The organism is Microvirga aerilata, from assembly GCF_016743775.1.
GTDB lineage: Bacteria > Pseudomonadota > Alphaproteobacteria > Rhizobiales > Beijerinckiaceae > Microvirga > Microvirga aerilata.
In genome coordinates, this window is the sequence record NZ_JAEQMY010000008.1 from 16,249 (window position 1) to 39,280 (window position 23,032).

The following is a 23,032-nucleotide window of genomic DNA, read 5'->3' on the forward strand; positions in this document are numbered from 1 at the left end:
TAGCCACACCATGGGTGCATCTGCTAAGATCACCATCTGGTGAGGGACGGTGGTCATGCCCACCCCTTTTCTTCTGAAGCTTGAGTATGGCGCGGGGCTGACCGATCAGGACCGGCTCGTGCTCGAACGCGCTGTGCGGGACGTGCGGCAGTTCAAGCCACGGCATGATCTGATCCTGGAAGATGACAGCCCTGAGAACGTCCACGTGATCTTGGAGGGCTTCGCCTGCCGCTACAAGCTTCTGCCGGATGGTACTCGCCAGATCATGGCCTACCTCGTTCCAGGCGACTGCTGTGACTTGCACGTGCCAATCTTGAGCAGGATAGATCACACCATCGGGACGCTCACCGCCTGCAAAGTCGCCCTTCTTCCTCACACTGTTATTGAGGACCTGACGAGGCAATACCCGAGCATCACCCGTGCTCTCTGGTGGTCCACGCTGGCCGATCAGGGCACCTTGCGGGAGTGGCTGGTGAATATGAGCCGCAGACCAGCCGACAAACGGACGGCCCACCTCCTGTGCGAGTTGCTGGTGCGGCTTCAGGCGGTTGGGCTGGCCACCGACAACAGCTTCGTGCTACCGCTGACGCAGCGGCAACTCGCCGACACGCTGGCGATGACGGGGGTCCATCTCAACCGCATCGTGCGGCAACTCCGGGTGGACGGCCTGATCACGTTGAAAGGGCACACCGTCACGATCCCGGATGTCGAGCGGCTCAAGACGTTTGCTGAGTTCAACCCAAATTATCTCCATTTGATGCAACGCCGTGATGAGGCGAGGCAGATTTAATCTAAGGTGCTTCCAGGGACGTGCTTATTCGCCAAAATCCGTGATTCCATGAGGAGAGTCTGATGGCGGAAGTCGCCTTCAGGCTCCCCTATGCTGCCTTGCTTGCTTCGACCTTGCAATCAGGTCTGGCACGTCCAAGCCAGCCACTGGATGCGAAAAGTAAAAGCCTTGTGCATACTCGCAGCCCATCCCCTGCAACCGCTGCGCCTGTCCAGCCGTCTCGACGCCCTCCGCTGTGATCTGAAGCTTCAGGCTCCTGCCGAGACCGACCATTGCTGCGACAATCGCCGCATCGTCAGGGTCGTGCTCCAGGTCCTGCACAAAGCTCCTGTCGATCTTGAGGTGATCGACGGGAAACCGCTTGAGGTGCGTGAGGGACGCGTAGCCCGTTCCGAAGTCATCCAGCGCCACCTTGATGCGGTGCTTGCGGAAGGTCTCCAGAGCGGATGAGACCGCATCAAAATGTCCATCCAGCAGCACCTTCTCGGTAATCTCGATCTCGACATACTCAGCGGGAACTTGTGCCTCATCGAGAGTGCGCAGGAAGTCACCCGCGAAACCGGGCTGGGTGAACTCCGCATGGGACAGGTTGACTGCGATCCTCCCAAAGCTCAGGCCGCTGCTGAGCCAGTTGCGCATGTCTGCCGCGATTGTTCTGATCAGACGCTGACCCACCAGGGTGGCAAGCTCAACGTCATCGAAAACCGCTCCGAAGGTGCTGGGGGTCAGAAGACCTTGGGTCGGGTGGTGCCAGCGAGCGAGTGCCTCAAAGCCAACAATGGCACCCGTGGCGAGGCATACCTGCGGCTGATAGTGGGGGACGATCTGATCCTGCGAGAGCGCTTCCCGCATCTCGCGCCTGAGCGCGACCCGTTGCGTGGCGACGGCTCGCATCTCCGGTGCATACAGCGTCACGCGATTACGTCCTGCAGCCTTGGAGCGGTAGAGGGCGATGTCCGCATCCTTCATCAATTCCGCAGGCTCGGCGGCATGATCTGGGTACACCACCATGCCAATGCTTGCCCTAGTAGCGATGCTTTGGCCTGCATAGGAGAACACCGGTTGGTTGAGGCTCTTGATCAGGCTCTCGGCAAACGCCACCCCTTGATCAAGCAAGGACGGGTCTGTCAGCAGTACAGCGAACTCGTCACCCCCGAGCCTCGCTGCTGTGTCACAGGCTGTGACCATCACGGACAGCCGTCTTGCTGTTTCCTTCAGCAGGGCATCACCTGCATCATGGCCGAAGGAGTCGTTCACATCCTTGAAGTCATCCAGGTCAATCAGCAGAAGAGAGACGGCTGTTTGGCATTGCTTTGCCTCGGCAAGAGCTTTGCTTAGACGAGCTTGAAACAGGGTGCGGTTCGGCAACTGTGTGAGTGGATCATGGTTGGCCAGCCACCAGAGACGCTCCTCAGCCTGCTTTTCTTCGTGAATGTCGGTGATCGTTCCAACCCATTCCCGGACAGAGCCGTCATCGGCCTTCAACGGCACACCACGAGCAACAACCCACCGATACTCATTATCCCTGGTCAGAACACGATACTCAACCGCGCCGGATCGGCCTTGCTCAAGCAGTTCCTGCCAGACTGCAACCACTCGCTCTCGGTCATCAGGATGAAGAGCATTCAGCCAGCCGTGGCCTTCATACCCCTCGGGGGCTTGCGCCGAGAAGTCCTCCCAGCCCCAGCCTTCAAGGATTGAGCCATCAGGTGCCGCTCGCCAGACCATAGCAGCGCTCGCCTGTATCAAGGCCCGGTAGCGCTCCTCACTCTCGGCCAGCGCTTTCTCCGTCTGCTTGGCTGCGTCGATGTCCGTCGCGGTGCCGAGCCAGCGCTCGATGTCGCCCTGCTCGTTGCGGAGTGGGACCGCGCGTCCCAAGGCCCACCGGTACTCCCCCGAATGGTGGCGCAGACGGTACTCAGTCTCGGACGGTTCTCCTGTTGCAAGGGAGTGCTGCCATTCGGCCCAGGTTCGATCTCGATCCTCGGGGTGGAGGGCTTCGCGCCAGTTGTCTCCTAACCCTGACCCTAAAGGCAGACCTGAGAACTCGTACCAGCGTCGATTGTGGAAATCATTGCGGCCATCGGGCAGCGCCGACCACACAATATGGGGTACAGCATCGATGATGCGCTTGAGCCGTGCCTCGTTCTCCTCATGGGCTTTTTCCGCTTGCCTGAGCTTGAGTTGGGCCATCACCGCGCGAGCGAGATCAAGCAGGGCGGTTGACTGTTCAGGCGTCAGTCCCTCTGGGCGCGGCTTGTCGTCGAGAACACAGAGGGTCCCGAGCGGCAATCCGTCATCGGTGAGCAGCGGCGCACCGGCATAGAAGCGTAGATGGGGTTTGCCCGTGACGAGCGGATTATCCGCAAAGCGCGGGTCCTTGGTTGTATCGGGTACGATGAAGACGCCGGATTGCAGAATAGTATGGCCGCAAATGCCGATGCCCCGTGGGATTTCCCGCTCTCCGACCCCGATCTCGCACTTGAACCAGTGCCTGACATCATCCACCAGAGATACGAGCGCCATCGGGGCGTTGCAGATATGGGCGGCGGAAGCGGTGATCTCGTCGAAGGCTGCTTCCGGCTCGGTGTCGAGAACGTGGAAACTCCGCAGAGCAGCAAGGCGGTCTGCCTCCGTCCATGACGGGGAGCCGCTCTCGGTCGGGGGTACTGGCATAAACGGGAAACCTGAATATTATCCTGAAAAAGCGCCGCCGAGCATATGGGTCTGCCAGTATGAAGTAAACCAAGGCAGACATCCGGTGGCGTGGGGTACCTGTGCCACCACTCTCAAACGAGATGATGTTACCTTCGATCTTGCCCGTAACTGAATCCTAACCGACCTGGGATCATCTGTTTGCTGCGACTGAGCGGGTCAAATCCTTGCAGTCTGTCATGCTCCAGGACCGTAGGAGGAAGCTCGTGTTGAGCCGCAGCGAAGATTTTGCATTGCTTCTGGGTCGTCTGTTTGTGGCGGCACTGTTTCTGCCATCTGGCTTCAACAAGCTCATGGCATTCTCGACCTTTACATCGTCCCTCGCGGCGAAGGGGATGCCTTACCCGGCAGTGCTCGCAGGCATCATGGTCGCTGCTGAGTTCCTCGGACCTCTGACCCTGCTCATCGGACTATGGCCACGCTGGACAGCGTTGGCGTTGATTGGCTTCACGGGTGTCAGTCTCTGGCTGAGCTATGGGCAAGCTGGTTTGAACATGCTCCTTCGTCCTCAGCAAAGCGTCGAGCTTTTCGAGCGTCTCGCCATCGTTGGAGGACTGCTGTTCTATTTCTCCAGTGGACCGGGAGGATGGAGCAGGACCAGCTTGAGGTAGTTTTAAAACAGTACCTGTCATTAAGGAGCGTACAGGGTCAGGTAGGCGCTTCGTGTTGGCTGATATCCCGGCAGTAACGCCGCTCATACTGCGCCCTTGCAACGTTCCTGGCTGGCCCCACGTAAATTCTGCTTGGAGGTAGAAACTGCCACAAGGACTGAATGCAATGGACCTACCGAGAGTCATCGCCTTCGATGGCGACGATACCTTGTGGCACAATGAGACCCTGTTCTCGATGACACAAGGCCGCTTCCGGTCTCTGATCTCCCGCCACATAGACATTCCCACTCATATCCTCAATGCGCGGCTCCTCGAAACAGAGCGCAGGAACATCCCAACCTACGGCTACGGCATCAAAGGTTTTGTTCTGTCGATGATCGAGACCGCCATAGAGGTGACGGAGAGGCGCATCCCAGCCGAGGACATCCAGACTATTCTCGACTACGGACGAACCATGATCGAACATCCTGTCGAATTGATCGAGGGTGCGTGTGAGGTGCTGGAGACACTTCGGGCGCGTGATCATGAGCTATGGCTGATCACCAAAGGCGACCTGTTTGACCAAGAGAGCAAGATTGCTCGCTCCGATCTCGTGCCATTCTTCCATGCAATTGAGGTTTTATCCGAGAAGGATCAGGTCTCGTATCAGCGGCTTCTGGACAAATACGGTGTGAGTCCGGACGAGTTCCTGATGGTGGGGAACTCTGTGCGCTCTGATGTGCTGCCGGTGATTGAGATTGGCGGGAGGGCAGTTCACGTGCCCTACGAGATCACATGGGAGCATGAACACGTTGAGGGCCACCTCCCCGAGGGGGCTGTGACATTAGCAAGGTTGTTTGATCTCCTTGATGCTGAAACTGCCTCCGACGAGGGACATCAGAAGTAAGCGTAGTTGATTTGCCCAATGTGAGCCCTCTATCCAGCTACGTTCCAACGGGATCGGGCTCAACAAAGAGATACTTAAAATTGACCAGTGTGTATTCCGTTCCGCCTGCATCGATGAGCACGTTCCGAACACCCTCGTCAGCCAATCTCCGAGCCTGCTGGAGTGCCGCCACTGCTGTTTCACAGGTAGTTGAGACCAGTCCGTTCTCGCCTTCCCCAGTGACAATAAACATCATGAGGTTCTCCATCCATTCCATAACGGGTTCAGGAAGCACCTCCTTGTCACCGCTCATATAGGTTCGTAGCTCCCGATTCGCCCGTAGAAAGGAATGCCGGGAGTAGAAGCATCGTATCTGTCCGTCCAGGCCAAGAAGGCTACCGTTGAGCTTTCATCTTCATTGATTCGAAAGACAGTAAGCCCCCGAGGTGTGATACGAGCTTGGGCATGATCCTGTTTTCGGGATTGCGTGTTTCGCCCGGTCGCTTGAGGCGAGGCAATAATCACCTGACGTACTGTATCCTGAGGGACAGGTCCCGGTCTTTGGCAGCACAGGGCGAGCGGGTCTCTCCCGCGAGCTTGGAACGCAAGCGCCGCCGCTTGTCTGATAGCCCGAGGGACAGGTGCCGACCCTTGGAACGGCCTGCGCGAGGGCAGCGGGAGGATTCACGAGGGCGGAAAGCGTTAGCGGCAGGAACACCGCCTTCGCTACGATGTCACACCTTATAGCGATCACTCGAAGAACTCCTCATCGAGCCTCTTAATCGTCAGGGTCTCTTCCACTCTGCAACCGACCCTATGGCAGACTACAGATTATCCTTCACATAGGTCAGTGGCAAAGTGCACTCAACGATCAGCAACCATTGAGCCGCCAGTGCATCAGGCCGTGGCACATACCCCTTTTGGTTAAATTGCGCGAAGCGCAATGACCGTCCAAATGCCGCACCGACAAGGCTACGCCAGAAACCAAGAAGAAGCCGAGGAAACACATGCCTGCCAATACGGAACGCCAATCCTCACTGGTCAAAATGAGCGCTGCCCGGTCGTACCCTTCGGAGCTTTTGCCTTTGCTGCAATTAGTTTTGGCAACACTGGCCGACATTGATTTCGAGCACCAAAGCGACATTGAGACCGTCAGGAATAGCTCGGCAGATGAGTGGCTAAAGAAGGCGACGATCAGAACGCTAGAAGAGCGCCATCAACAGCGCCGTGTCTCTTACATCCGGCAACTTGAACGCTTGCAGAGGCAGGCTCATGCATTAGCAGCCTGACCTTCTGTTCATAACGAGAGGTGACGGGAGACACCAATGTCGTGGATTGTGCCAGCCCCGAAGGGGTGGTTTTCGAGTGCCACAGCAGAGCCGCCAAACCTTTTCCAAACTGCTTCCCGTCCTGTCCTCTGATGCCGCCCTCGGGAGCCGTCAGCCAACCGGCTAGAACCCATTCAGCGGTTCGAAAGACAGTAATTTCCTGACGTGTGATACCCGTTTGGGCACGGGCCTGTTGCAACATTGGGAACAACAAATCCCGGTCTTAGGCAGGACAAGGGGCGTCGGCCATTTGGGGAAGTGTAATCGTCTGGCCGAAACGGCCCTTCTATCACCGCCGCAATGTGACCTTAGGCAGATCGTCTGCCCCGTCATCAGGCTACCGTGAATGGCGGTTGTTCTTATGTTCATTGGTGGCTACGACTCGGGCCAAGAGGTCAAGAAGGACTTCTCGCTCGCGCTCCGAGAGGCATCCCATAATCTCATCCCGCACCGAGAGGATAACAGGGTAAAGCCGGGAAAACAGTTCGAGTCCCTCCGGTGTGAGGCTGAAGAGAGGACGGCGGCTCCCTTCATTGTCTACCCGGCAGATGAGCCCTCGGCTCTGAAGGTGCTTCACCATCCTCTGAGCACTGGCGAGATCAACCCCGATCCGCTCGGCTAATCGGTGCTCGTCAATTGCGGGAGCGTCATGCAGCGACGCAAGCACCGTTGGCTCAACCAATGTCAGCCCCTCGGGTCTGGCAACTTTCAGCGCCGCAACTGTAAGAACTCTATGTAAGCGCCGCGTCAAGTTGAACAAGTTTTTGCGGTGGACGGCAGGAATAGTTCGGGACAATGGAGTGGTGGGCGGGCGTATAACGTAAGCATGGATGGGTTTGCTCAGGTTCTTGAAGAGTTGCGGCCCAAGATCATCAAGAGGCACCGACAGTGCCTTATAGGCGTATTGGTAAGCCGATTCTGAAAAGCAAACACATCCGGGCGGGGCCAGCTTCTCCATGCGCGCTGCTATGTTGACACCATCCCCAAACAGATCGCCATCCCTAACGATGATCTCGCCGACATGAACGCCGATGCGAAAGATGACTCGGCGCTCTGGTGGTATGTCCTCATTGGCGTCAGCAATGCGCTCCTGAATATCCAAGGCGCACTTAACGGCGTTGATGGAACTCGGAAACTCAGCAACAATGCTGTCGCCAGCAGTATTGGCAGTGCGCCCGTCGAATCGGCTGATCTGCCGATCAATGATCTCACGATGTGAGTTTAGCAGCGCGAAGGCACTGACCTCATCAATGCTCATCAGCCGCGCATAACCAGCCACGTCTGCGCAGAGGATTGCGGCAAGACGGCGTTGGATCACTGGTCGCGGCTTTTTCATCGGCAGCGCCTCGGACAAGGCGACTAAACGAACGCAACGCAACAGACGCTCGACCTTCAGTATGTCGATCCACTAATACACGACTTTACTTACGGCTAAACGAGGGTAAGAAGCACGGGTTCCTTAAAAACCTATTACTGAATCTATTTTTCAACAAAGTGGGAAGTTGTCCCAACTACGAAATCAAGGGCAGCAATGTGATCACCCAAAATACATTATTATAACGTGATGTATTCACTTGAACCTCGCGGTCGTCCGCCGAAGACGCCACCGCACGAATTGTCCCGACTAGATAGGTCCAATCGAGTCAACGGGCGAAGTCAGGTGAACGCATACCAAAGCGTTCCCTAAGTCGCTCTCAAAAGCCAGATACCTTCCATCATGTACGCGGCTTGGGTATGAATTCGTGATGAGGTCGTCATGTGCCTCTTAACGCCGCCCCGGACTATCATCCAGACACGGTCTGGAGGCGAATCGAACAAAAGTTTAGACCGAGGAAACGGGAGCGAGAATAGCGCCGTGGACGGAATGCGGATACTTGCGCACCGGGAAATTCGTTGACCCATAGTCGATATATTCGCCCTGGTACCCGACCATGAAGAATGTGATCTGATATAGTGCTGAATACACCGTATAGATGGAGTCTATCATCTTCTGAATGGCTTCGTCGGAATAGTCGTTCGGACCTATCCTAGCGGTATGTACCCGTGAATTCCGAAGATTGCGCCACGTTCGAACGTGAGTGTCAGTAAGATAGCCGCGTTCAATGAGTGGTCGAAGGCGATCAATGACTCTCGTGTGAGACAGTTGGGAAAGCAAACCATTCACTCGATCTTGAAGATGTTGCTCGACCTTGCGGAGTTTCAACTGTCTTCTCGCAACTTTCTGAATCTGCTTGATCGTTGCAGCAGTCTCTTGGGATTGCGGCATAGGAACCAGACCTGCGACGCCTTCGAGCGCCACGCACAAGCCGACTGCCCAAGCTTCTAAAGAGCTTTCACTGGCCTCATATGCGTCCGATAGATAAGCAGAACAGGGATGCCATGTGTCACGAACATCGTGGGATGAAGCATAGGCGAGATATCGCTCGAATAGATGAGCAACTCCAAGTGCGTTGCGCTCATAACGGATGTCGAGCGGAGGAAATGGGCGCTTCTGGCGAACAGGTGCTGCGGAGTATAGCGTGGCCGTTACATTCTCCCCGTCGCCCCGTTGCATGCGAGACAGGCTGAGGACACGTCCAGACACATATCGTAGCGCTTCCATTACTCTCACATGGAAGCCATCCGGAAAACAACTCTCTGAAGAGACTGAGACAACAATCTCGGTTTCGCCGGGGGAAGATATTTGAACCCGGTATCCCGTGTACGGAGCACCTATGCACCAGTCGGCCCCTATGATCCCCTCCCACTCATGTGACTGCTGGTCGGGGAGAAGTAGCGATAGGGAACTTCCTGTTGCTCCACTAACAGCCCAAGTGGCTGTGAGGTGGGAGGGACGCGCTGTGACGATGACACTGCCTACCTGAAGGTCGTGGGAAGCAGAAATCGACACATCTTTGCACTCCCATGCCCGACCGCCGAAAGCAGCGGCGGATATGCTGAAGAGGTCGTTTCGCTCAAATAGCTTGCCTGCTTTCACTCTCGATAACCGATGAAGACTGTCGCTGAAGGTGTTCGGATTGCTCTCGACGCAATAGCACTTAATCCTGAGCTTACCGTCTTCATCCTGATAAATTCGTCCTGGACCGCTGTAGGAGGTTTGCGCGGGGTCATTTGGCTTGACCTCAATGGCCCTGCAATCGAGATCGAGCCGCCCGGTCCTAACTGCCTCCCAACCTAAGTAGTTCGTCTCCAGCATATTCGCCCCCTAATACACCACCGGGCTGTCCATGGTCTGTCCCCGAGTCTCGCTAAATACCTGATGATTTGAACGTGTCATTCTCAGACCCGTCGTGCCCAGGTCAATTGTGAAGTTTGCGCTCGCCGATAATGCTCTCGGAGTTCGGCAGCATGGCTCAGGGGTGAGTATAACAAATAACTTACAGCACGATGGATGACGCGCTTGAGAAGCATTGTAACCTCCCGAAGTAGAGGAAAATCACCTGCTCTGTCTTCGGTCCGCAAGATACTTCCATATCACAGGTCAGCCCGAAGGCCCCGCCGTGCTACGGCAACTACTCAGCAGCTTCGGGCGGGAGCCTCGTGCTATGCTGAGGGGCGATGCCAAGCGTTGGACAAGGTCCCCTCCTCCAAAGGCTGGACAACTATCCGGATGTCTCAAGTGAGTAACCTCTGCCAAGACACCGTTCCGAGACGCTCCTGAGCCACTTGGAGCGTCTCGTATGAATTGCTTGCGAGATTTGAGACTCGATCTACCGTGATGAGACCCAAACAAGACACTTGAGGTCGTCATGGCGGTCTACGGTTACGCGAGAGTATCTCACGCCTCTCAATGTCTGGATGTTCAGATTGATGCGCTTCGTGCAGCAGGTTGCTCTGTCATACGTTCGGAGAAGAAAAGTGCAACGACACGAGAGGGTCGCGCCGAGCTACAGACCCTATTGGATTTCGTGAGAGAGGGCGACACGATCTACGTGACGCGCGTTGACCGAATTGCGAGGTCAATCGGTGATCTTCAAGATATTTTGCGAGTGCTCAAATCGAAGGGTGTGGCGTTGAAGGCGACCGAGCAGCCCATCGACACATCAACACCTCTGGGCAAATGCATGCTCGACCTCCTGGGCATCTTTGCGGAGCTTGAGACCAATCTGCGCCGTGAGAGACAGACGGAAGCAATCCGCCGTATTAAGGAAATAGACAACACGAAGCCCAGGCAAGAGCGGTCCTACCAGGGCCGTCCGCCGACAATCAATCCAGATGAGATTCGTCAGCTACGTGACGAGGGTCTTGGAGCTACCGCCATTGCCGAGCGCCTCGGAATCGGGCGAGCCTCAGTATATCGAGTGCTGAAGATTATCGTCGCGCAAGGTAGCTTGGAGAACCCTTAATCCGTTTTCGCGTGAATCCCCGCCAGAACAAGATAGGCCCTCCGTTCCACCTCAACGGAGGACCTTTTGGTTTGTAGAGTAGGTATCAGACGTAGATAAATTCCAAGCTGGCTGTGCTCACGCTGATGTTGCCGATATACTCGTGATTTAGTGAGTAGCTTGACTCGTTTGTGCCCACGTCCGTTAAATCCGAAGCAAACCGTATTCCAAGGTAGTCACCGCCGCTGCTTAGAACGGAGTTGATGGCGTCGGTATCAAGCGTTACCGCAAACTGCTGGAAGCCCAGATCACCAGTTCGGCTCATGTTGGTCACTGTGGCCTTACCCGCAAGAGTTCCGGCTCCAGCATCCTCGAATGTGATCGCGTTATCACCAGAATAAACGAACACATCCAACGTTACTTCTTCAGGATAGTAATCCGGATAACTGCCGATAGACGAGTCATAAGCTTGGTTATCGCGTGCTTCAAAATTCAGAGTAGCTCCTGAAACAAGACCATTTGCTCCGGAGACATTGAATTCGAGAAATCCTTCGTCCCGTCTTAGGTAATTTTGCGAAATCCCGGAGTCGTATATTTGCGTCAGCGTGTTTCCATCCGAGTCGTCGCCGAGCCAGTATTCATATGGTGCTTGTTCATTGTTGGCGTGAGAATATTCGGTTCCAGCACGTATCGTGATCGACTCGTAGACGTGCTTTACGTTCCAGATCGTAAGATCATCCACGTTCCAGTTGTAGTCTATATACCCCTGAGCCTCGGCATATGAGTTGTAGTCCACTTCGTGCTGGTAGTAATCTCCTGGGGCGTATGTAAGCTCAGAAACGCCCCCACCCTTTGATGCACCGAACTTCACTGTCAGCGGCTCACCCCCGCCATAGAGCGTAACCGTCACTGGTTCCGAGTATTCCTTTCCGTCATAGGCTCGGTACACGAACGTATCGTTGCCGTAGTAGTTGGCCTTCGGCGTATAGGAGAACGAACCATCAGCCTTCAGATCGAGAGTGCCATTCGTCGGACCGGAAACGAGGCTTGCGGTGAGAGTATCACCAACATCCACGTCAGCATCGTTCGTGAGGACGTTATCAGTAAGGTCTTTGTTCGCTTGGATATCAAAGACATCAGCACTGCCAACTGGCTTATCGTTCTTACCCACCACAAGAATCTTCACAGTGGCGGTGCTGAAAACGCCATTACCAATCTGGACCGTATAGGTGAAGGTATCTTCCGCAGTCTGGCCGACGTTCAAGAACTCGAAGCGTCCGTTCGGCTCGTAGACGATGTCGCTTCCACTCACGGAGAGCAACCCGCCCTTTGCGGTGGCATCAACCGTGGCCTTACCATCCCCAAGACCCCAAAACTTCTTAACATTGCCGCCAAGGTCGTTGCTCATTAGGCTCGCGGTGCTGATTTTGAACCCGAGCGTGTTCTCATCCAAAACCAGGAAATTTGTCGAGAGGTTATAAACATCGTCCTTAGCCTGCGGAGTATTTGGCTTGGCAGTAGGCATATGGTCCCCCTTTTGCGTCGAGGGCACGTTTAGTCTTAGTTCTAAGAATGTAAACTGCGCTAATGTTGCGCATACCTACAAAGATGTATGAGATTAACCTCGGAGGCGAACTGATAGAGATTAGCTTAAGCTTATGTGTTCTTAGCTTGACCTTACGTTCATGTGGCCCTTAACGAATATCTCCAGCCCATCGCAGATTGAAGAACACGGCATCTACTACGTCCTCAAACTTAAACTGTCGTCCGACGAGGCGCATCTGCGTATCTCTAATAGGCTCGATTTCGACCCTCCCGTAGCAGTTCTCGGCAATCCATTCCCGGCGCGCGACAAGCTCTTGCGGGAAACGGTCGCCCAGATGATCTTCTGAGAGCCCGATGTCATCCACAATCTGAGGGGTCACGTTTGGAGGGATTTGAGTCTTTGCCCTCATGGCAGCGAGTTTCGCTAAAAATTCAGGATTAAGCATCGTCTTGTTACCTCGAATGATTGTCGAGGTATTTATCGTTTGCTCAGACGGACCGATCTGAGAGGATAACTTACGTACTTGTATAGACGCGGTCTAACCGGCAGAAATGCTGATCGGGCACTTGCAGCGCAACATGACTGGTCTTTGCTATGCCCGTAAGATCGGAAGCAATCTCACCCGAAAAGCTCTTCGTCTCCCTTGGGGCAACTGTGACGGCAATCCTACGGACAACGGCCTCGCTGTCTCCGAAGCCAAGTTTCGGGACTCGGCACCAAACGGAGATACTCTCAATCTCTCGATCAGAGTTGTTGGTGAGGGAACCCTGCGCCAGGAGCGTGAACTTCCCTGAGCGTCGTGTTGTGCTGATCTGCGTCGAGAGAGTAACGTGAGTCCTTGCTTTTAGCTCATCTGCAAAAACCACCTCGGGGTATTCGCCAGTCCACCAGATCGTCAGGATGTCGAAAGGAAGGAGCAACACCCGGAGAGCCGGGATGCCAACGACCGAAATCAAACACCACCGCATGAAGGGCGTTGCAACAATCAGCCAACCCACACCGTAGACCAGGACGGCAACGACCGTCATGAGCAATCCCACGGCAATGAGGATACCGTCTGACTCAGCCATGCTATGGCCGCTCGTTCAGGAGATCGGCTCTCTCAACTTCGAAACGAGCCTCACAGTTGAAGGACTCAGGATTAGCCTCCTTCAGGTAGCCATTGGGTTCTGGAATGAGGCGAATGGTGACCGTGGTGCCATGGTTGATGTAACCGTAGTGATAACTGGTGTAGACACGGTCGATGTCCCGCGACGCTTCCGCTTCAGACGAGCTACGCGGCGGCAAAGGCTTGAAGGAACAATACAGCCGTAGATCGTATATCCGAGCGTTGCTGGTATTCTGGACAGTCGCGGAGACCGCCTCGACGTAGGTCGAGTATGAAGGCGTTGTACCTCGTGCATTCAAGACCAAGATCGCACTGGGGTCGAAGCTGTTGAGGCGCGCTCTCTTCGAGACCTCCTTCGGGTTCTCGGGAGAGCATTTGGCGATAACCCACAGAAGCATTACGGCCAACGCGATCCATACCAGATTGCCGAGAACGAATCGCATGATCAGGTGGAGGACTAAGCCAACAATCCCACCAACGAGAAGTCCACGAAGAGTAGGTGAGGACATCAGTCTCCCTCATGACAAACATTACCGCCGTGATCTACGCAGCATCCTCGACTTCCATTAGGTCCATGATCTCGTCGTCATGAAGATCGGGTAGTTCCCGGTTCCAGACATCGAGCAGCTTCGAGCAACGATTGATTTCCTTGGCATGGGCCGACTCAGCCCCGACGAGAACTTTGCCCGTGGCTTCGAACTTGGCTCGAATTTTTCGCAAAACGTCCCCGTCTAATGCTCCATTGGCCTTGCCGTGAACTCCCCGAACAAGGAAGTACCCCTTGCTAAGGCACTGGAGTTCGACGATGGCCTCTGGATCGTGCCAAAAATAGAAAATACATCTTTGTAAGAGGCTGTCGTTGATCCTCGTACCGAGGCAGTTCTGAAGGCGCAATCCAGCCTCCCGCATTGCCCGTGGGGACGACAGAAAAGTCGTCTCACCATCATCGCTAACGGGTCCGCTGATCGGGAACCTGGGTACCTTGTCGATCACCCTCTCCAGCCACCGTTTGAGCGACCTTCCAGGCGGGAGAGATTCCAAGGATTGCCAGACCTCGGGCATGGCGGCTTCCGGCACGAGCGGAAACATTAGATTGAACGCGACGATCAGTTCGTCGATCCTCTCGGCAGCGTGGACACGGGAAATGATCTCCTGCCGCACAAGAGGCAAAGGCAATCTGAGAGCAGCCGCAACGGTAAAATCAGAGACCGAGCATCCCTGGCTGAGCACTCGCGCTCGATCCCGATGCTGAGTATTTCGCATCAGTTGGATCAGCGAGTGGTAGGCTGACGGGGAAAGTGGATCATTCCCTATGCGATGCAGCACACCGCCAGAGGCACAAGAGTTGGCACCAAATAGTGCCTCCGACCTGCATATATCTTGCGCCCTGGCAGTTATCAAAACACGTGCGACCTGGGCAGAGGAGTCAGAGCCCGAGAAGCCTTCGGTCAACCCAGCGGCTCTGAAATGAGACGCAAGATAGTCGGAACCACGCTCGTCAAGGATCGCGAGTGCGATGAAGTTCGTCTGGCGCTTCAAAGAGGAAGCAGTGGTAAGGTATCGAAGATATCCCGGATATGAACGATCCAGCCCGAGGACAGTTACCAGCAGTGGTCCGGTTACAGGGTTCGGCCTCAGCGTGATCTTGTCGAGTCGCGGCGGCATAGGCGTCTCCGATAAGAAGTTACCCATCGAAGCTCCCATAGGCTCGGAATCCAGCAACTAATTTTGCGACATCGTCCGACGAGACCGCCTGATCTACCGCCGTCCAGGAGAAAGCTCGTCCTGGGGATGGGTGGGAAGCCTTAGCGCGCACCTCGGCTTGCCAGTCACATGCAGGAGGTCGCTTGCGAGCGGCGGAAGGCTCATTTGTTCAAACAACTCCGTGCGTTATCAGAGTTTATATGAAGTTCCTTCGTGCTTTACAGCCAAAGGGTACCTCCAATGAATCCGGTAGGTATGCACTGTTTTTGCAGCATTACTCGCTCTGGTAACGTACATCGATCCTTCGATTTTGACAGTGATTCTGAGGAAGGAAGAATGGCGTATAGAGACGGCGAGTTTCGGGATGCTGCATACTGCGGAACTCTGACCAAAGAGATTCGGGCGATCATCAATATCATCTGGAAAATTGACTTCTCCCACGAAGTTGATCTGCTGAAAATCGAAAATAGCAATCTTGCGCACGACCCGAGGCAAGGCAGAAAGTTCAGCATCATCTTAGAGCATCATGAGAGGCGACAACCCTATGTCGAGCTTCTCAACGAACGCTGGCGAACGCAGTGTCGCCAATCTCTTGCAGCTTAGGCTAACGCCGAGAACGCCTCCTGCTTTTTGCTGAAATGCGCTACAGTGGACGCACAACGTCGATCCGACAGGAGCCTCCCATGAAGAAAGCGCGTAAGCTCTACGAAAGCCCAAGCGGCGACCGCTGGTACCTGATCGGCGACCCTTCAGGGGCTGTGTTCATCCGCCACGAAGCCAATGTAGCGTCTGGAGGGCACGTGGAGCATGAGGACATCGCGGCCTTCCTGAGTCGCGGCACCGGTCCAGAACAGCAGGAACTGTTGCGCTTGATCGAAACCCTTGTCGAGGAACACCCCGCCCATACGTGATCCCTGGTGGGGCAGATCAATTTAGACAGCCGACGAAAGGAAGGTTGGCGCACCAGTTGATCCGGCTCAGTTCTCGTCGTCTTCCGGCATTGACTCGATGTTCCCGATGCCCCACACGCGGTGGCCAGCTTGCCGTTCCAGAGCCTCAACCTGTCGCAGAAGCTGGATCGAGAGTGTAGCCTCTCGCCGGAAGCCCTCATCGCCTGGGTCGCTCCCCAAGCGCATTTGCATGTCACGGGCTCTTGCTTCGAGAGCACGTCGGAGAACACCCAACCGCTCCTTGCTCAGTTCGAGCACCATCATAGCACCTCATGCTTGCCGCTCCTGGTAGGCTGAGCTTTACTTACAGAGGATCATCACACTCAGAGCTTTCGCATGGTCGGCCAGATCGGCTGGAGCAAGGGCATTCGAAGTGGCGTTCGTCTCGTAAGAAATGCCCCGGCTCTCAAGGAAGCTCGCAACCACCGAAGACTTGATCGCGAAGTTCACGTTCTGGGGCATATCACCCGTGGCCTGGACGACCTTCATGGCATTGAGCTTCGAGATAATAGTCCCGACAAGATTCCCGCTGGCGTCAAGAAGTGGACCCCCACTGTTTCCAGCTTGGACCGGCGCAGATATCTGAAGGTGGCGCGTATCGTCGCGCATCCCAGCAAGTGCCGTGATACTGCCAAGGGTGAAGTTTCCGGAACTTGCGAGCACCTGGGACAGAGGGTACCCGAACACAGCGATGGGATCGCCAAGCCGCGCTCCGATCCGGATGTTGGCGACCTTCGTTGGCTTGAGGTCAGTCTTGAGAACCGCAAGGTCGTTTGTCTCATCGCTCCCAATCAGCCGACCTTCGGCAGCAGGTTGGTCGCCCGAAAAGACGGCAATGGTTGAGCAACTCTTCACGACATGATGGTTGGTCACGATGTGACCGGAGTTCGTGACGAAGTAGCCGGTTCCAGAGGAAAGTTTGTCTTCTTCCTCTGTCTTGGGTGCAGGGGCGATGGGAGTTGGTGCTGGGCGAGTGGAAGGTGGTACGGCAGCAACCTCCTGGCTGTAGCTGGGTGGGCTCACCCATGGTCCGCCCGTCGCCTCGGCATAGAGGGAGGACGAGATGAGGGTCACGAGCCGCTCCCCATAGACCGGCCCGTTGTCATTATTCCAGCTAAAGGAAAAGCCGAGCGCACCATTGTCATCGTTGTGATAGCGCGAGTAGGTGGATACGTTGTCCTTGTACGACATGATCACGAAGAAGTCGCGTCGAAGGACCTTGTACTGGATGACCGCTCCCTGGCGTTGAACGGTTTCCAAAAGGACTGGATAACCACCTTGGACATTCACCCCTGTAAAATACTTGTAGTCTAATGAGACCCGCCGCTGAGGATCGCGAAACTCCAGTCCCTCTCGGGTGCGGTTTGAGGTTAGGCCGAGGCCGAGCGGAACCCAGAGGCTCACATTGCGTGTCGGGTGGTTGACCTGCTGGAGGCCCCACAGAGCAAGGGCGGGACGAGCAGCATCGACAAGGCGTTCCATCTGTGGGTCAGGAAGATACCCAGACGGCTCGAAACCATTCTCCCGCTGAAAGTTCGTGATGGCCTCAAACAGGCGCTGGCCGAAATCTTGGTTGGGGACCGAATTCCGATGGCCCGATGAGGCCAGAAGGACTTGCACCCGAACCCGCTCAAACCGATCCAAGGCGGACCACGCTTGAGACGCCGTCTGATATGCTGGGGATCGGGTCTGGGCCGAAGATGGAACCGCCGAGAGGAGGAATAGGAAAGCTAAAAGAAAACGCAGCGGCACCGAACTGCCCCATCCAATTTCATTGATAACGAATTTCTATTCTACAGATCGGAGTGAAGTGCTGAAAGACGATATTGCGCCGCTACCCACCCATAATGCTTCATGGTTAGGTTTGCTCTTTGGTGCCTTACCAACTTGGAAGCTTGTAGTTTTCACTTCATGCAGCTTCATCGATCTCCCGCCGCATCACGAATCTGGTCGGCGTCTCCTGCACGACATCAAAGCCATGCCGCCTGTAGAAACTAAGAGCGGGGTTGTTCTTCAGCACGAACAGCGCCATCGACTTTGCCGCCTCCCGCTGCTCCTCCAGAAGAAGCCGCAGGACCTGTGAGCCAATACCCTGTCGCTGATAAGCGGGAGAGATATAGAGTTGCTTCAGGAAGACTTCGTCGCACGTCTGTCGAAACTCGACCCAGCCGATCTCTTGTCCATTGAGGACAATGATGCGGGTATCGGCTGGACGCCACAGTCTGGCAAACTGAGCCTCTTGGTTCGTATCAACCCACTCCATCCAGGTAATTGCGAGGGGTTTGATCGTTTGAACATACAGACTCAAGGCAAAGGGGTAATCGGCTGAACAAGCCGGTCGAAGGGTGATAGTCATTGTTGTCTGGGGAAGAACAGGTCTTGATCGGACCAGCACACCTCGCCCACGTCACTTCAGGACGATGCGCTGATCGCTTCCTAATATCACGACCGACCAACTAAGGGCTACAATCAGCGGGTGCATAAGCCGTTTCGCGCGTCCCTCCGTCATATCCTTCCAGTCACGTCAATGTCTTTGGTGTTGACCGCGAGCTTGCCGCCAGACCTGACACCATCCGCGCTCCGATTCACATCCTTTAACAGAATGTGTCCTGCTTCAGGGAACAGTCCTCGGTCTGTTAGGTTGGAAGCTTGGCTCCAGCAAGAGAGCGGATCGGTAGGAAATGCCTGATGGGGCGCGTAGCATCTAAAGACTGGCCGGAAGGCACCTGTGTCGTTGTTCCTGACACCCAGCGTCCTGATGGCTTCTGGTCAAACATCCAGACGGAACAGCAGGAGCGGATCAACACGACCTTGCGCGATATGTATGCCGAACTGGGTTGCCTGCCTCTCTCACCAAGTCTCACACCCCTTATTCGCAAGATCGAGGCGCACTGGGAGGCTCCCACCCTTCATGGTTGAAGACTCCCTGCGGGACGAGATGCTGGCGGCTATTCCCCATCTTCGGGCATTTGCTACATCGCTGACGAACAACCCTGACCGGGCTGATGATCTGGTGCAGGACACCATCGTGCGAGCCTGGGCTGCTATCGACCGGTTCGAGCGCGGCACCAACCTGAATGCGTGGCTCTTCACGATCCTTCGCAATCACTTCCACTCCGAGTACCGCAAGCGCAAACGGGAGGTCGAGGACGCGGATGGTTCTTATGCCGCGCGGCTCAAGACCCATCCGGACCAACAGAGCCATCTCGACTTCGAGGATTTTCGTACTGCTCTGGCGACATTGCCGCTGGATCAACGAGAGGCCCTGCTGCTCGTCGGAGCCCAAGGGATGTCGTATGAGGAAGCCGCTGAGATTTGTAACGTGGCGGTGGGAACCGTGAAGAGCCGGGTCAACCGGGCACGGTCCAAGCTGGCCCTGCTTCTGGACCTCACCAGCGAGGCCGAACTCGGACCTGACGCGGTGACCAAAGCCGCTCTGGCTGCTGGGTAGCTGCCCGTCCGATCTATGGGATGATCAAGTCTGTTGGCTGGAGGTTGAGCGGGTGTCCAGTCATGCCAGTTGAGGACGCTCTTATAAGCTTGACCCTTATGGCTTCCGCTGTAGATTGAGAACAATTCAGGAACATGAATCAGCAGGGCACGGGATTGCGCCTTGATGGAGAAGCGGAATGCTTGGTGAAGTGAACTTCCACAGCAAGCCACAATGGTGCGCATGGGCTGAGTACAGCGTTCTGGCTGTGTCCCTTGTCATTGCCATCACCGTCGCGGCAACTGTCTAAACCCCGAGTGAAGTCCCAGCCCAATGTGCTGCCGGTCGGCGTAGGTTGCTACCATGGCTTTGTGCTCGATCTATTCGAGCCAGAGCAGCTTCGATCTTCGGCGGCAAGGGTTGCTGCATGATGTCGGCATAGAAGCTGCGGAGGTCCTCGCCAATGGTGCGGAGAAGGTCCTCATCAGAGACCAAGGAAACCTGACTTCCAGCCTTGCTAATCCGTCCCACCGCCGCCTCCAAATCACCGCCTTAGTAGATGTAGCGGGGCATTGAGAAAGCGTTAACCATATTTGTGAGAGCCTGTGAATAATGGGCAGAAGGTGGGACTTTCTTGCATCAGGCCCTTGCCGGTTCTGATCGCGACGGAACGCCAGCATTGACGTGTGGTCAGGCTGCACCGATGAAACAAATCTGCGGTCACAGCAGGAAGTAAGATGCTCGCATGGAGTACATTTCGGCGGTGGCATCAACAGAGCGTCAGATGCCCTAAATTAACAGCATGGAACTCTCTGGTGATTGTAGGATTAAGTAAGCATACGGACCCACTATTCCCCGCATTCCCCTTGTGCAGTGGGTCCAACACTTGCGAGAGATTGCTCGACCCGGCGCTTGCGAAAGCAGCCGGGTTCTTTTTTGCCATCTCAGGCCGACGTCTTGGTTCATGCCCTTGCCGACCATCTCCCGTCAAACCGCGCCTTCAGTTGCCAAGTTTGGCTGTTCAGGTTCGATTCACGTTACATGGCCAAGGCTCGCCGCATGACTAAGCTCACAGGCAGCAAGCCGCTTGTCCTCGTCTTGGAAGACGAAGCGATCATTGCCCTCAACCTCCAGGACGATTTGCAGGATGCAGGCCATGAGGTGGCTGGTCCGTTCGCAACCTGCTCTGCTGCGCTGGAATGGCTCCAGACTGCCACGCCCGATCTGGCGATCCTGGACGCCACCTTGAAGGACGGCCCCTGCCGTGAGATTGCGCTGGAGCTAAGCCGTTGTGACGTGCCGTTCTTGATCTACTCGGGACACCAGCAGGATCGGCAGCTTCTGGCCGAGTTCGACCACATCACTTGGATCGAAAAGCCCGTTCCGTCTGCCGTCCTGGTTCAGGAATGTCAGCAGCTTCTCGTTGGGTGCGACTAAACTATTAACAATAGTAAGCGGTTAGGCTTGAACTCAATTGCGCCGAGCCCGTTCTGACACCCATGGTGTTGATGGTAGCCTCCCTGTGTTGAACGACGAGTTCCTCCCGCCCTGGAAGGAGAGTGACCGACTCGCCGCCCTGCGCGGCTATAGGGTTCTCGACACGCCGCCCGAGCCCGAGTTCGATGCTCTGGTGCAACTTGCGGCTCGTATCTGTCAGGCTCCGATAGCCCTGATCAGCCTCATCGATGACCACCGGCAATGGTTCAAGGCCGAAGTCGGGCTTGGGATGCGCGAGACAGCCCTCGACTGCTCGATCTGCCTCACCATGATGCTTCGGCCTGGGGTAGCCGTTGCCCCAAACCTGACCGAAGACCCACGCTTCAGCACCAATCCGCTGGTGACCGGCGAGCCGCACCTTCGCTTCTATGCTGGGGCGGTGCTGAGGACGCCTGATGGCTTACCCTTGGGAGCACTGTGCGTCTTGGATCGTGTCTCGCGTGGCTTGACGGCGGATCAGGCGTTCACCCTCGAAACTCTGGCGCACCAAGTAACGGCGCTTCTTGAGCTACGCCGCGCTATTGCCGAGCGGGATGAGAGGCTGGAGGCCAGTCACCAGATCGAGCAGCGCCAAGCTTTGCTGGTTCGCGAGCTTCATCATCGGGTGAAGAACACCCTGGCCACTGTCCAAGGACTCGTCGGGGCCACTGGCCGGTCTACCGGCAGCTTCGACGAGTTCTACCTCTCCTTTTCGAACCGCATTTCGTCCTTGGCGAAGACCCACAACCTGTTGACTGAGGATTACTGGCAAACCGCGACGCTGCGCGAGATCATTCTCAATGAGCTAAAGCCGTTTGCTGAGAGCCAACAGCCTCGCTTCAGGCTGATCGGACCGCCGATTGAGCTTTCGGCTGATCTGGCTGTGCCAGTCGGTATGGCCGTTCATGAACTCACCACGAATGCTGTCCGATACGGGGCTCTGTCGGCTCCAGGCGGACACGTCGAAGTCAGGTGGAGCGTGGGTGAGACTGAGGGCATCAGGAAGCTTCATCTGGAATGGAAAGAGCATGGCGGTCCTCCCGTGAGCGAGCCGCAGCACCAAGGCTTTGGCACGACCCTCCTCCAGCGGGTTCTGCCCATGCAGTGCAATGCCGAGGTCGAGGTCAAATATGAGAGAGATGGGTTTCTGTTTCGGATGAATGCACCGTTGATGAAGCAGCGGCTGGTGCCGACGTATTAGTGCTGGTGCCGACGTATTAGTTTGGCTGCTTCTCGCTTAGGAGGGAGCCCAGGCTCTCGTTGCAGACTTGGTACGAGGCGTTGAGGGCCAACTCCTCACACAGGCTTCTCTATGGCACCACATTGGCCAGAGCGGCTTCGATGTCCTGCGGCTGCACGATTCACTCGGCTCCGTTCACATTTTTCATGTGGTACGGTCCCCTTTTGCTGTCGAGGACCTCAGAGAAGAGAAGCGTTTGAACCACTTGTCCGAAAGCTATCGGTGATTTCGAACGACCACCGGGTCGGGTCCTCCCGCCGTCTGAGAAGGTCAGCCGACATGTCCCGAGCCGTCCGGAATGCCTACAGATAGGCTATTTCCGCATCAGGACGCTCACGCCCAATTTCGTCAGGGCTTGAGCCCTGCGCAGTCATAACGTGGAAGAAGTAGCGGGGCATGGCCGTATCGCTTCCACGGTGCGCCGCGCGAGCAAATCAGGTCTATGCCCCTCTGCTCCTACGGTTGGCTGGTTTAAGATGTGGGGACATTCCAGGAAGCGGAAATGAGCCGTCCAGATTTGCGCCACGAGACATTCGCCTTTCGTATTATCTCAGAGGTGCTATGATCCCGGCTTCCCAGAATGGGGAGGGTCTCACAATGCCGCGTAGCTCCGCCGCGCCACGACCTCTTGTGCCTCCGACACAAACCTCCTGGTATTCTGACGATCTTCTGGCTGAGCTTCAGTCAACGCTTGCCACTCTGGCTGACATCGAGGTCCAGTATGAAATGGACCGGGAGCGGCTGGAGGTATGGGATGGTCCGGAAGCCATCAAGCAGAAGTTCGCTGCTCAGCTTGGGGAGCGCCATCAGCGGGACCGTAAGCCGTATGTTGAACGGCTTGCTGATCTCCATTGCTCGATAAGCAGGATCATGGCCCTGGAGGATATCTGCTTCAATCCTTGAGGCTCTTGGCGACCAGTTCACGCCGCTCATCGAGAAGGCGA

Annotated in this window: 23 protein-coding genes; 11 read left to right on the plus strand and 12 right to left on the minus strand. The window is 55.8% G+C overall.

Going from position 1 to position 23,032, the window contains the following annotated elements:
* The first annotated feature begins 55 nt into the window (after positions 1 to 55).
* Entirely contained in the window at positions 56 to 790 is a 735-nt protein-coding gene (locus JKG68_RS07385) for a Crp/Fnr family transcriptional regulator (RefSeq protein WP_202057519.1), read from the plus strand.
* Between the two features lie 78 nt (positions 791 to 868).
* On the opposite strand, the gene JKG68_RS07390 is transcribed toward JKG68_RS07385, so the two are convergent.
* Positions 869 to 3,466, minus strand: a complete 2,598-nt coding sequence (locus JKG68_RS07390) for a sensor domain-containing phosphodiesterase (RefSeq protein ID WP_202057523.1) — start codon at positions 3,464 to 3,466, stop codon at positions 869 to 871.
* A gap of 248 nt (positions 3,467 to 3,714) precedes the next feature.
* Between JKG68_RS07390 and JKG68_RS07395 the strand changes: the two genes are divergently transcribed.
* Both JKG68_RS07395 and JKG68_RS07400 read left to right on the plus strand, forming a co-directional pair.
* The gene (locus JKG68_RS07395) at positions 3,715 to 4,116 is read left to right on the plus strand and encodes a DoxX family protein (RefSeq protein ID WP_202057525.1); all 402 of its coding nucleotides are present in this window, start codon (positions 3,715 to 3,717) and stop codon (positions 4,114 to 4,116) included.
* Positions 4,117 to 4,282: 166 nt separating this feature from the next.
* Positions 4,283 to 5,002, plus strand: a complete 720-nt coding sequence (locus JKG68_RS07400; RefSeq protein ID WP_281399093.1) for an HAD family hydrolase — start codon at positions 4,283 to 4,285, stop codon at positions 5,000 to 5,002.
* A gap of 37 nt (positions 5,003 to 5,039) precedes the next feature.
* Here the strand turns inward: JKG68_RS07400 and JKG68_RS07405 are convergent, their stop codons facing one another.
* Complete coding sequence (locus tag JKG68_RS07405; protein WP_202057530.1) at positions 5,040 to 5,294, minus strand: hypothetical protein; 255 nt, start codon at positions 5,292 to 5,294, stop codon at positions 5,040 to 5,042.
* Positions 5,295 to 5,988: 694 nt separating this feature from the next.
* On the opposite strand from JKG68_RS07405, the gene JKG68_RS07410 reads away from it, so the two are divergent.
* Positions 5,989 to 6,270 (plus strand): hypothetical protein, encoded by a 282-nt coding sequence (locus tag JKG68_RS07410; protein WP_202057532.1) that lies wholly within the window; start codon positions 5,989 to 5,991, stop codon positions 6,268 to 6,270.
* Between the two features lie 376 nt (positions 6,271 to 6,646).
* Here JKG68_RS07410 and JKG68_RS07415 read toward each other — a convergent pair whose 3' ends face one another.
* Together JKG68_RS07415 and JKG68_RS07420 are read right to left on the minus strand one after the other, a co-directional pair.
* The gene (locus JKG68_RS07415; RefSeq protein WP_202057540.1) at positions 6,647 to 7,645 is read right to left on the minus strand and encodes an adenylate/guanylate cyclase domain-containing protein; all 999 of its coding nucleotides are present in this window, start codon (positions 7,643 to 7,645) and stop codon (positions 6,647 to 6,649) included.
* Between the two features lie 486 nt (positions 7,646 to 8,131).
* Positions 8,132 to 9,505 (minus strand): hypothetical protein, encoded by a 1,374-nt coding sequence (locus JKG68_RS07420; protein ID WP_202057542.1) that lies wholly within the window; start codon positions 9,503 to 9,505, stop codon positions 8,132 to 8,134.
* Positions 9,506 to 10,058: 553 nt separating this feature from the next.
* On the opposite strand from JKG68_RS07420, the gene JKG68_RS07425 reads away from it, so the two are divergent.
* The gene (locus JKG68_RS07425) at positions 10,059 to 10,655 is read left to right on the plus strand and encodes a recombinase family protein (protein ID WP_202057544.1); all 597 of its coding nucleotides are present in this window, start codon (positions 10,059 to 10,061) and stop codon (positions 10,653 to 10,655) included.
* 85 nt (positions 10,656 to 10,740) lie between these two features.
* Here JKG68_RS07425 and JKG68_RS07430 read toward each other — a convergent pair whose 3' ends face one another.
* From JKG68_RS07430 to JKG68_RS07450, 5 genes are all read right to left on the minus strand, one after another.
* Positions 10,741 to 12,159 carry an Ig-like domain-containing protein gene (locus JKG68_RS07430; protein ID WP_202057546.1) on the minus strand — a complete coding sequence of 473 codons (1,419 nt, stop codon included), beginning with the start codon at positions 12,157 to 12,159 and terminating at the stop codon, positions 10,741 to 10,743.
* A 169-nt stretch (positions 12,160 to 12,328) separates the two neighbouring features.
* A complete protein-coding gene (locus JKG68_RS07435; protein WP_202057548.1) occupies positions 12,329 to 12,625 on the minus strand; it encodes a hypothetical protein in 297 nt (98 codons plus the stop codon).
* Between the two features lie 70 nt (positions 12,626 to 12,695).
* Entirely contained in the window at positions 12,696 to 13,250 is a 555-nt protein-coding gene (locus JKG68_RS07440) for a hypothetical protein (RefSeq protein ID WP_202057550.1), read from the minus strand.
* 1 nt (position 13,251) lies between these two features.
* The gene (locus JKG68_RS07445) at positions 13,252 to 13,797 is read right to left on the minus strand and encodes a hypothetical protein (RefSeq protein ID WP_202057552.1); all 546 of its coding nucleotides are present in this window, start codon (positions 13,795 to 13,797) and stop codon (positions 13,252 to 13,254) included.
* A 34-nt stretch (positions 13,798 to 13,831) separates the two neighbouring features.
* On the minus strand, positions 13,832 to 14,953 hold the full coding sequence (locus JKG68_RS07450) for a hypothetical protein (RefSeq protein ID WP_202057554.1): 1,122 nt from the start codon (positions 14,951 to 14,953) through the stop codon (positions 13,832 to 13,834).
* A 375-nt stretch (positions 14,954 to 15,328) separates the two neighbouring features.
* Between JKG68_RS07450 and JKG68_RS07455 the strand changes: the two genes are divergently transcribed.
* Positions 15,329 to 15,595, plus strand: coding sequence for a hypothetical protein (locus tag JKG68_RS07455; protein ID WP_202057556.1), 267 nt, complete (start codon positions 15,329 to 15,331; stop codon positions 15,593 to 15,595).
* 80 nt (positions 15,596 to 15,675) lie between these two features.
* Entirely contained in the window at positions 15,676 to 15,903 is a 228-nt protein-coding gene (locus JKG68_RS07460) for a hypothetical protein (RefSeq protein ID WP_202057558.1), read from the plus strand.
* A gap of 339 nt (positions 15,904 to 16,242) precedes the next feature.
* Here JKG68_RS07460 and JKG68_RS07465 read toward each other — a convergent pair whose 3' ends face one another.
* Both JKG68_RS07465 and JKG68_RS07470 read right to left on the minus strand, forming a co-directional pair.
* Positions 16,243 to 17,424 carry a S1C family serine protease gene (locus JKG68_RS07465; protein ID WP_202057561.1) on the minus strand — a complete coding sequence of 394 codons (1,182 nt, stop codon included), beginning with the start codon at positions 17,422 to 17,424 and terminating at the stop codon, positions 16,243 to 16,245.
* Between the two features lie 427 nt (positions 17,425 to 17,851).
* Positions 17,852 to 18,298 (minus strand): GNAT family N-acetyltransferase, encoded by a 447-nt coding sequence (locus JKG68_RS07470; RefSeq protein WP_202057564.1) that lies wholly within the window; start codon positions 18,296 to 18,298, stop codon positions 17,852 to 17,854.
* Positions 18,299 to 18,630: 332 nt separating this feature from the next.
* Here JKG68_RS07470 and JKG68_RS07475 point away from each other — a divergent pair, with 332 nt between their 5' ends.
* The 4 genes from JKG68_RS07475 to JKG68_RS07490 all read left to right on the plus strand — a co-directional run bounded on the left by JKG68_RS07475 (position 18,631) and on the right by JKG68_RS07490 (position 22,049).
* Entirely contained in the window at positions 18,631 to 18,861 is a 231-nt protein-coding gene (locus JKG68_RS07475) for a hypothetical protein (RefSeq protein WP_202057566.1), read from the plus strand.
* The gene (locus JKG68_RS07480; RefSeq protein ID WP_202057568.1) at positions 18,854 to 19,393 is read left to right on the plus strand and encodes a sigma-70 family RNA polymerase sigma factor; all 540 of its coding nucleotides are present in this window, start codon (positions 18,854 to 18,856) and stop codon (positions 19,391 to 19,393) included. Before JKG68_RS07475 ends, JKG68_RS07480 begins: the two co-directional genes overlap by 8 nt.
* 1,038 nt (positions 19,394 to 20,431) lie before the next feature.
* Positions 20,432 to 20,809 (plus strand): response regulator, encoded by a 378-nt coding sequence (locus JKG68_RS07485; RefSeq protein ID WP_202057570.1) that lies wholly within the window; start codon positions 20,432 to 20,434, stop codon positions 20,807 to 20,809.
* Between the two features lie 85 nt (positions 20,810 to 20,894).
* Entirely contained in the window at positions 20,895 to 22,049 is a 1,155-nt protein-coding gene (locus tag JKG68_RS07490) for a sensor histidine kinase (protein WP_202057573.1), read from the plus strand.
* A gap of 723 nt (positions 22,050 to 22,772) precedes the next feature.
* Here the strand turns inward: JKG68_RS07490 and JKG68_RS07495 are convergent.
* Positions 22,773 to 23,021, minus strand: coding sequence for a hypothetical protein (locus JKG68_RS07495; protein ID WP_202057575.1), 249 nt, complete (start codon positions 23,019 to 23,021; stop codon positions 22,773 to 22,775).
* Positions 23,022 to 23,032: the final 11 nt, after the last annotated feature.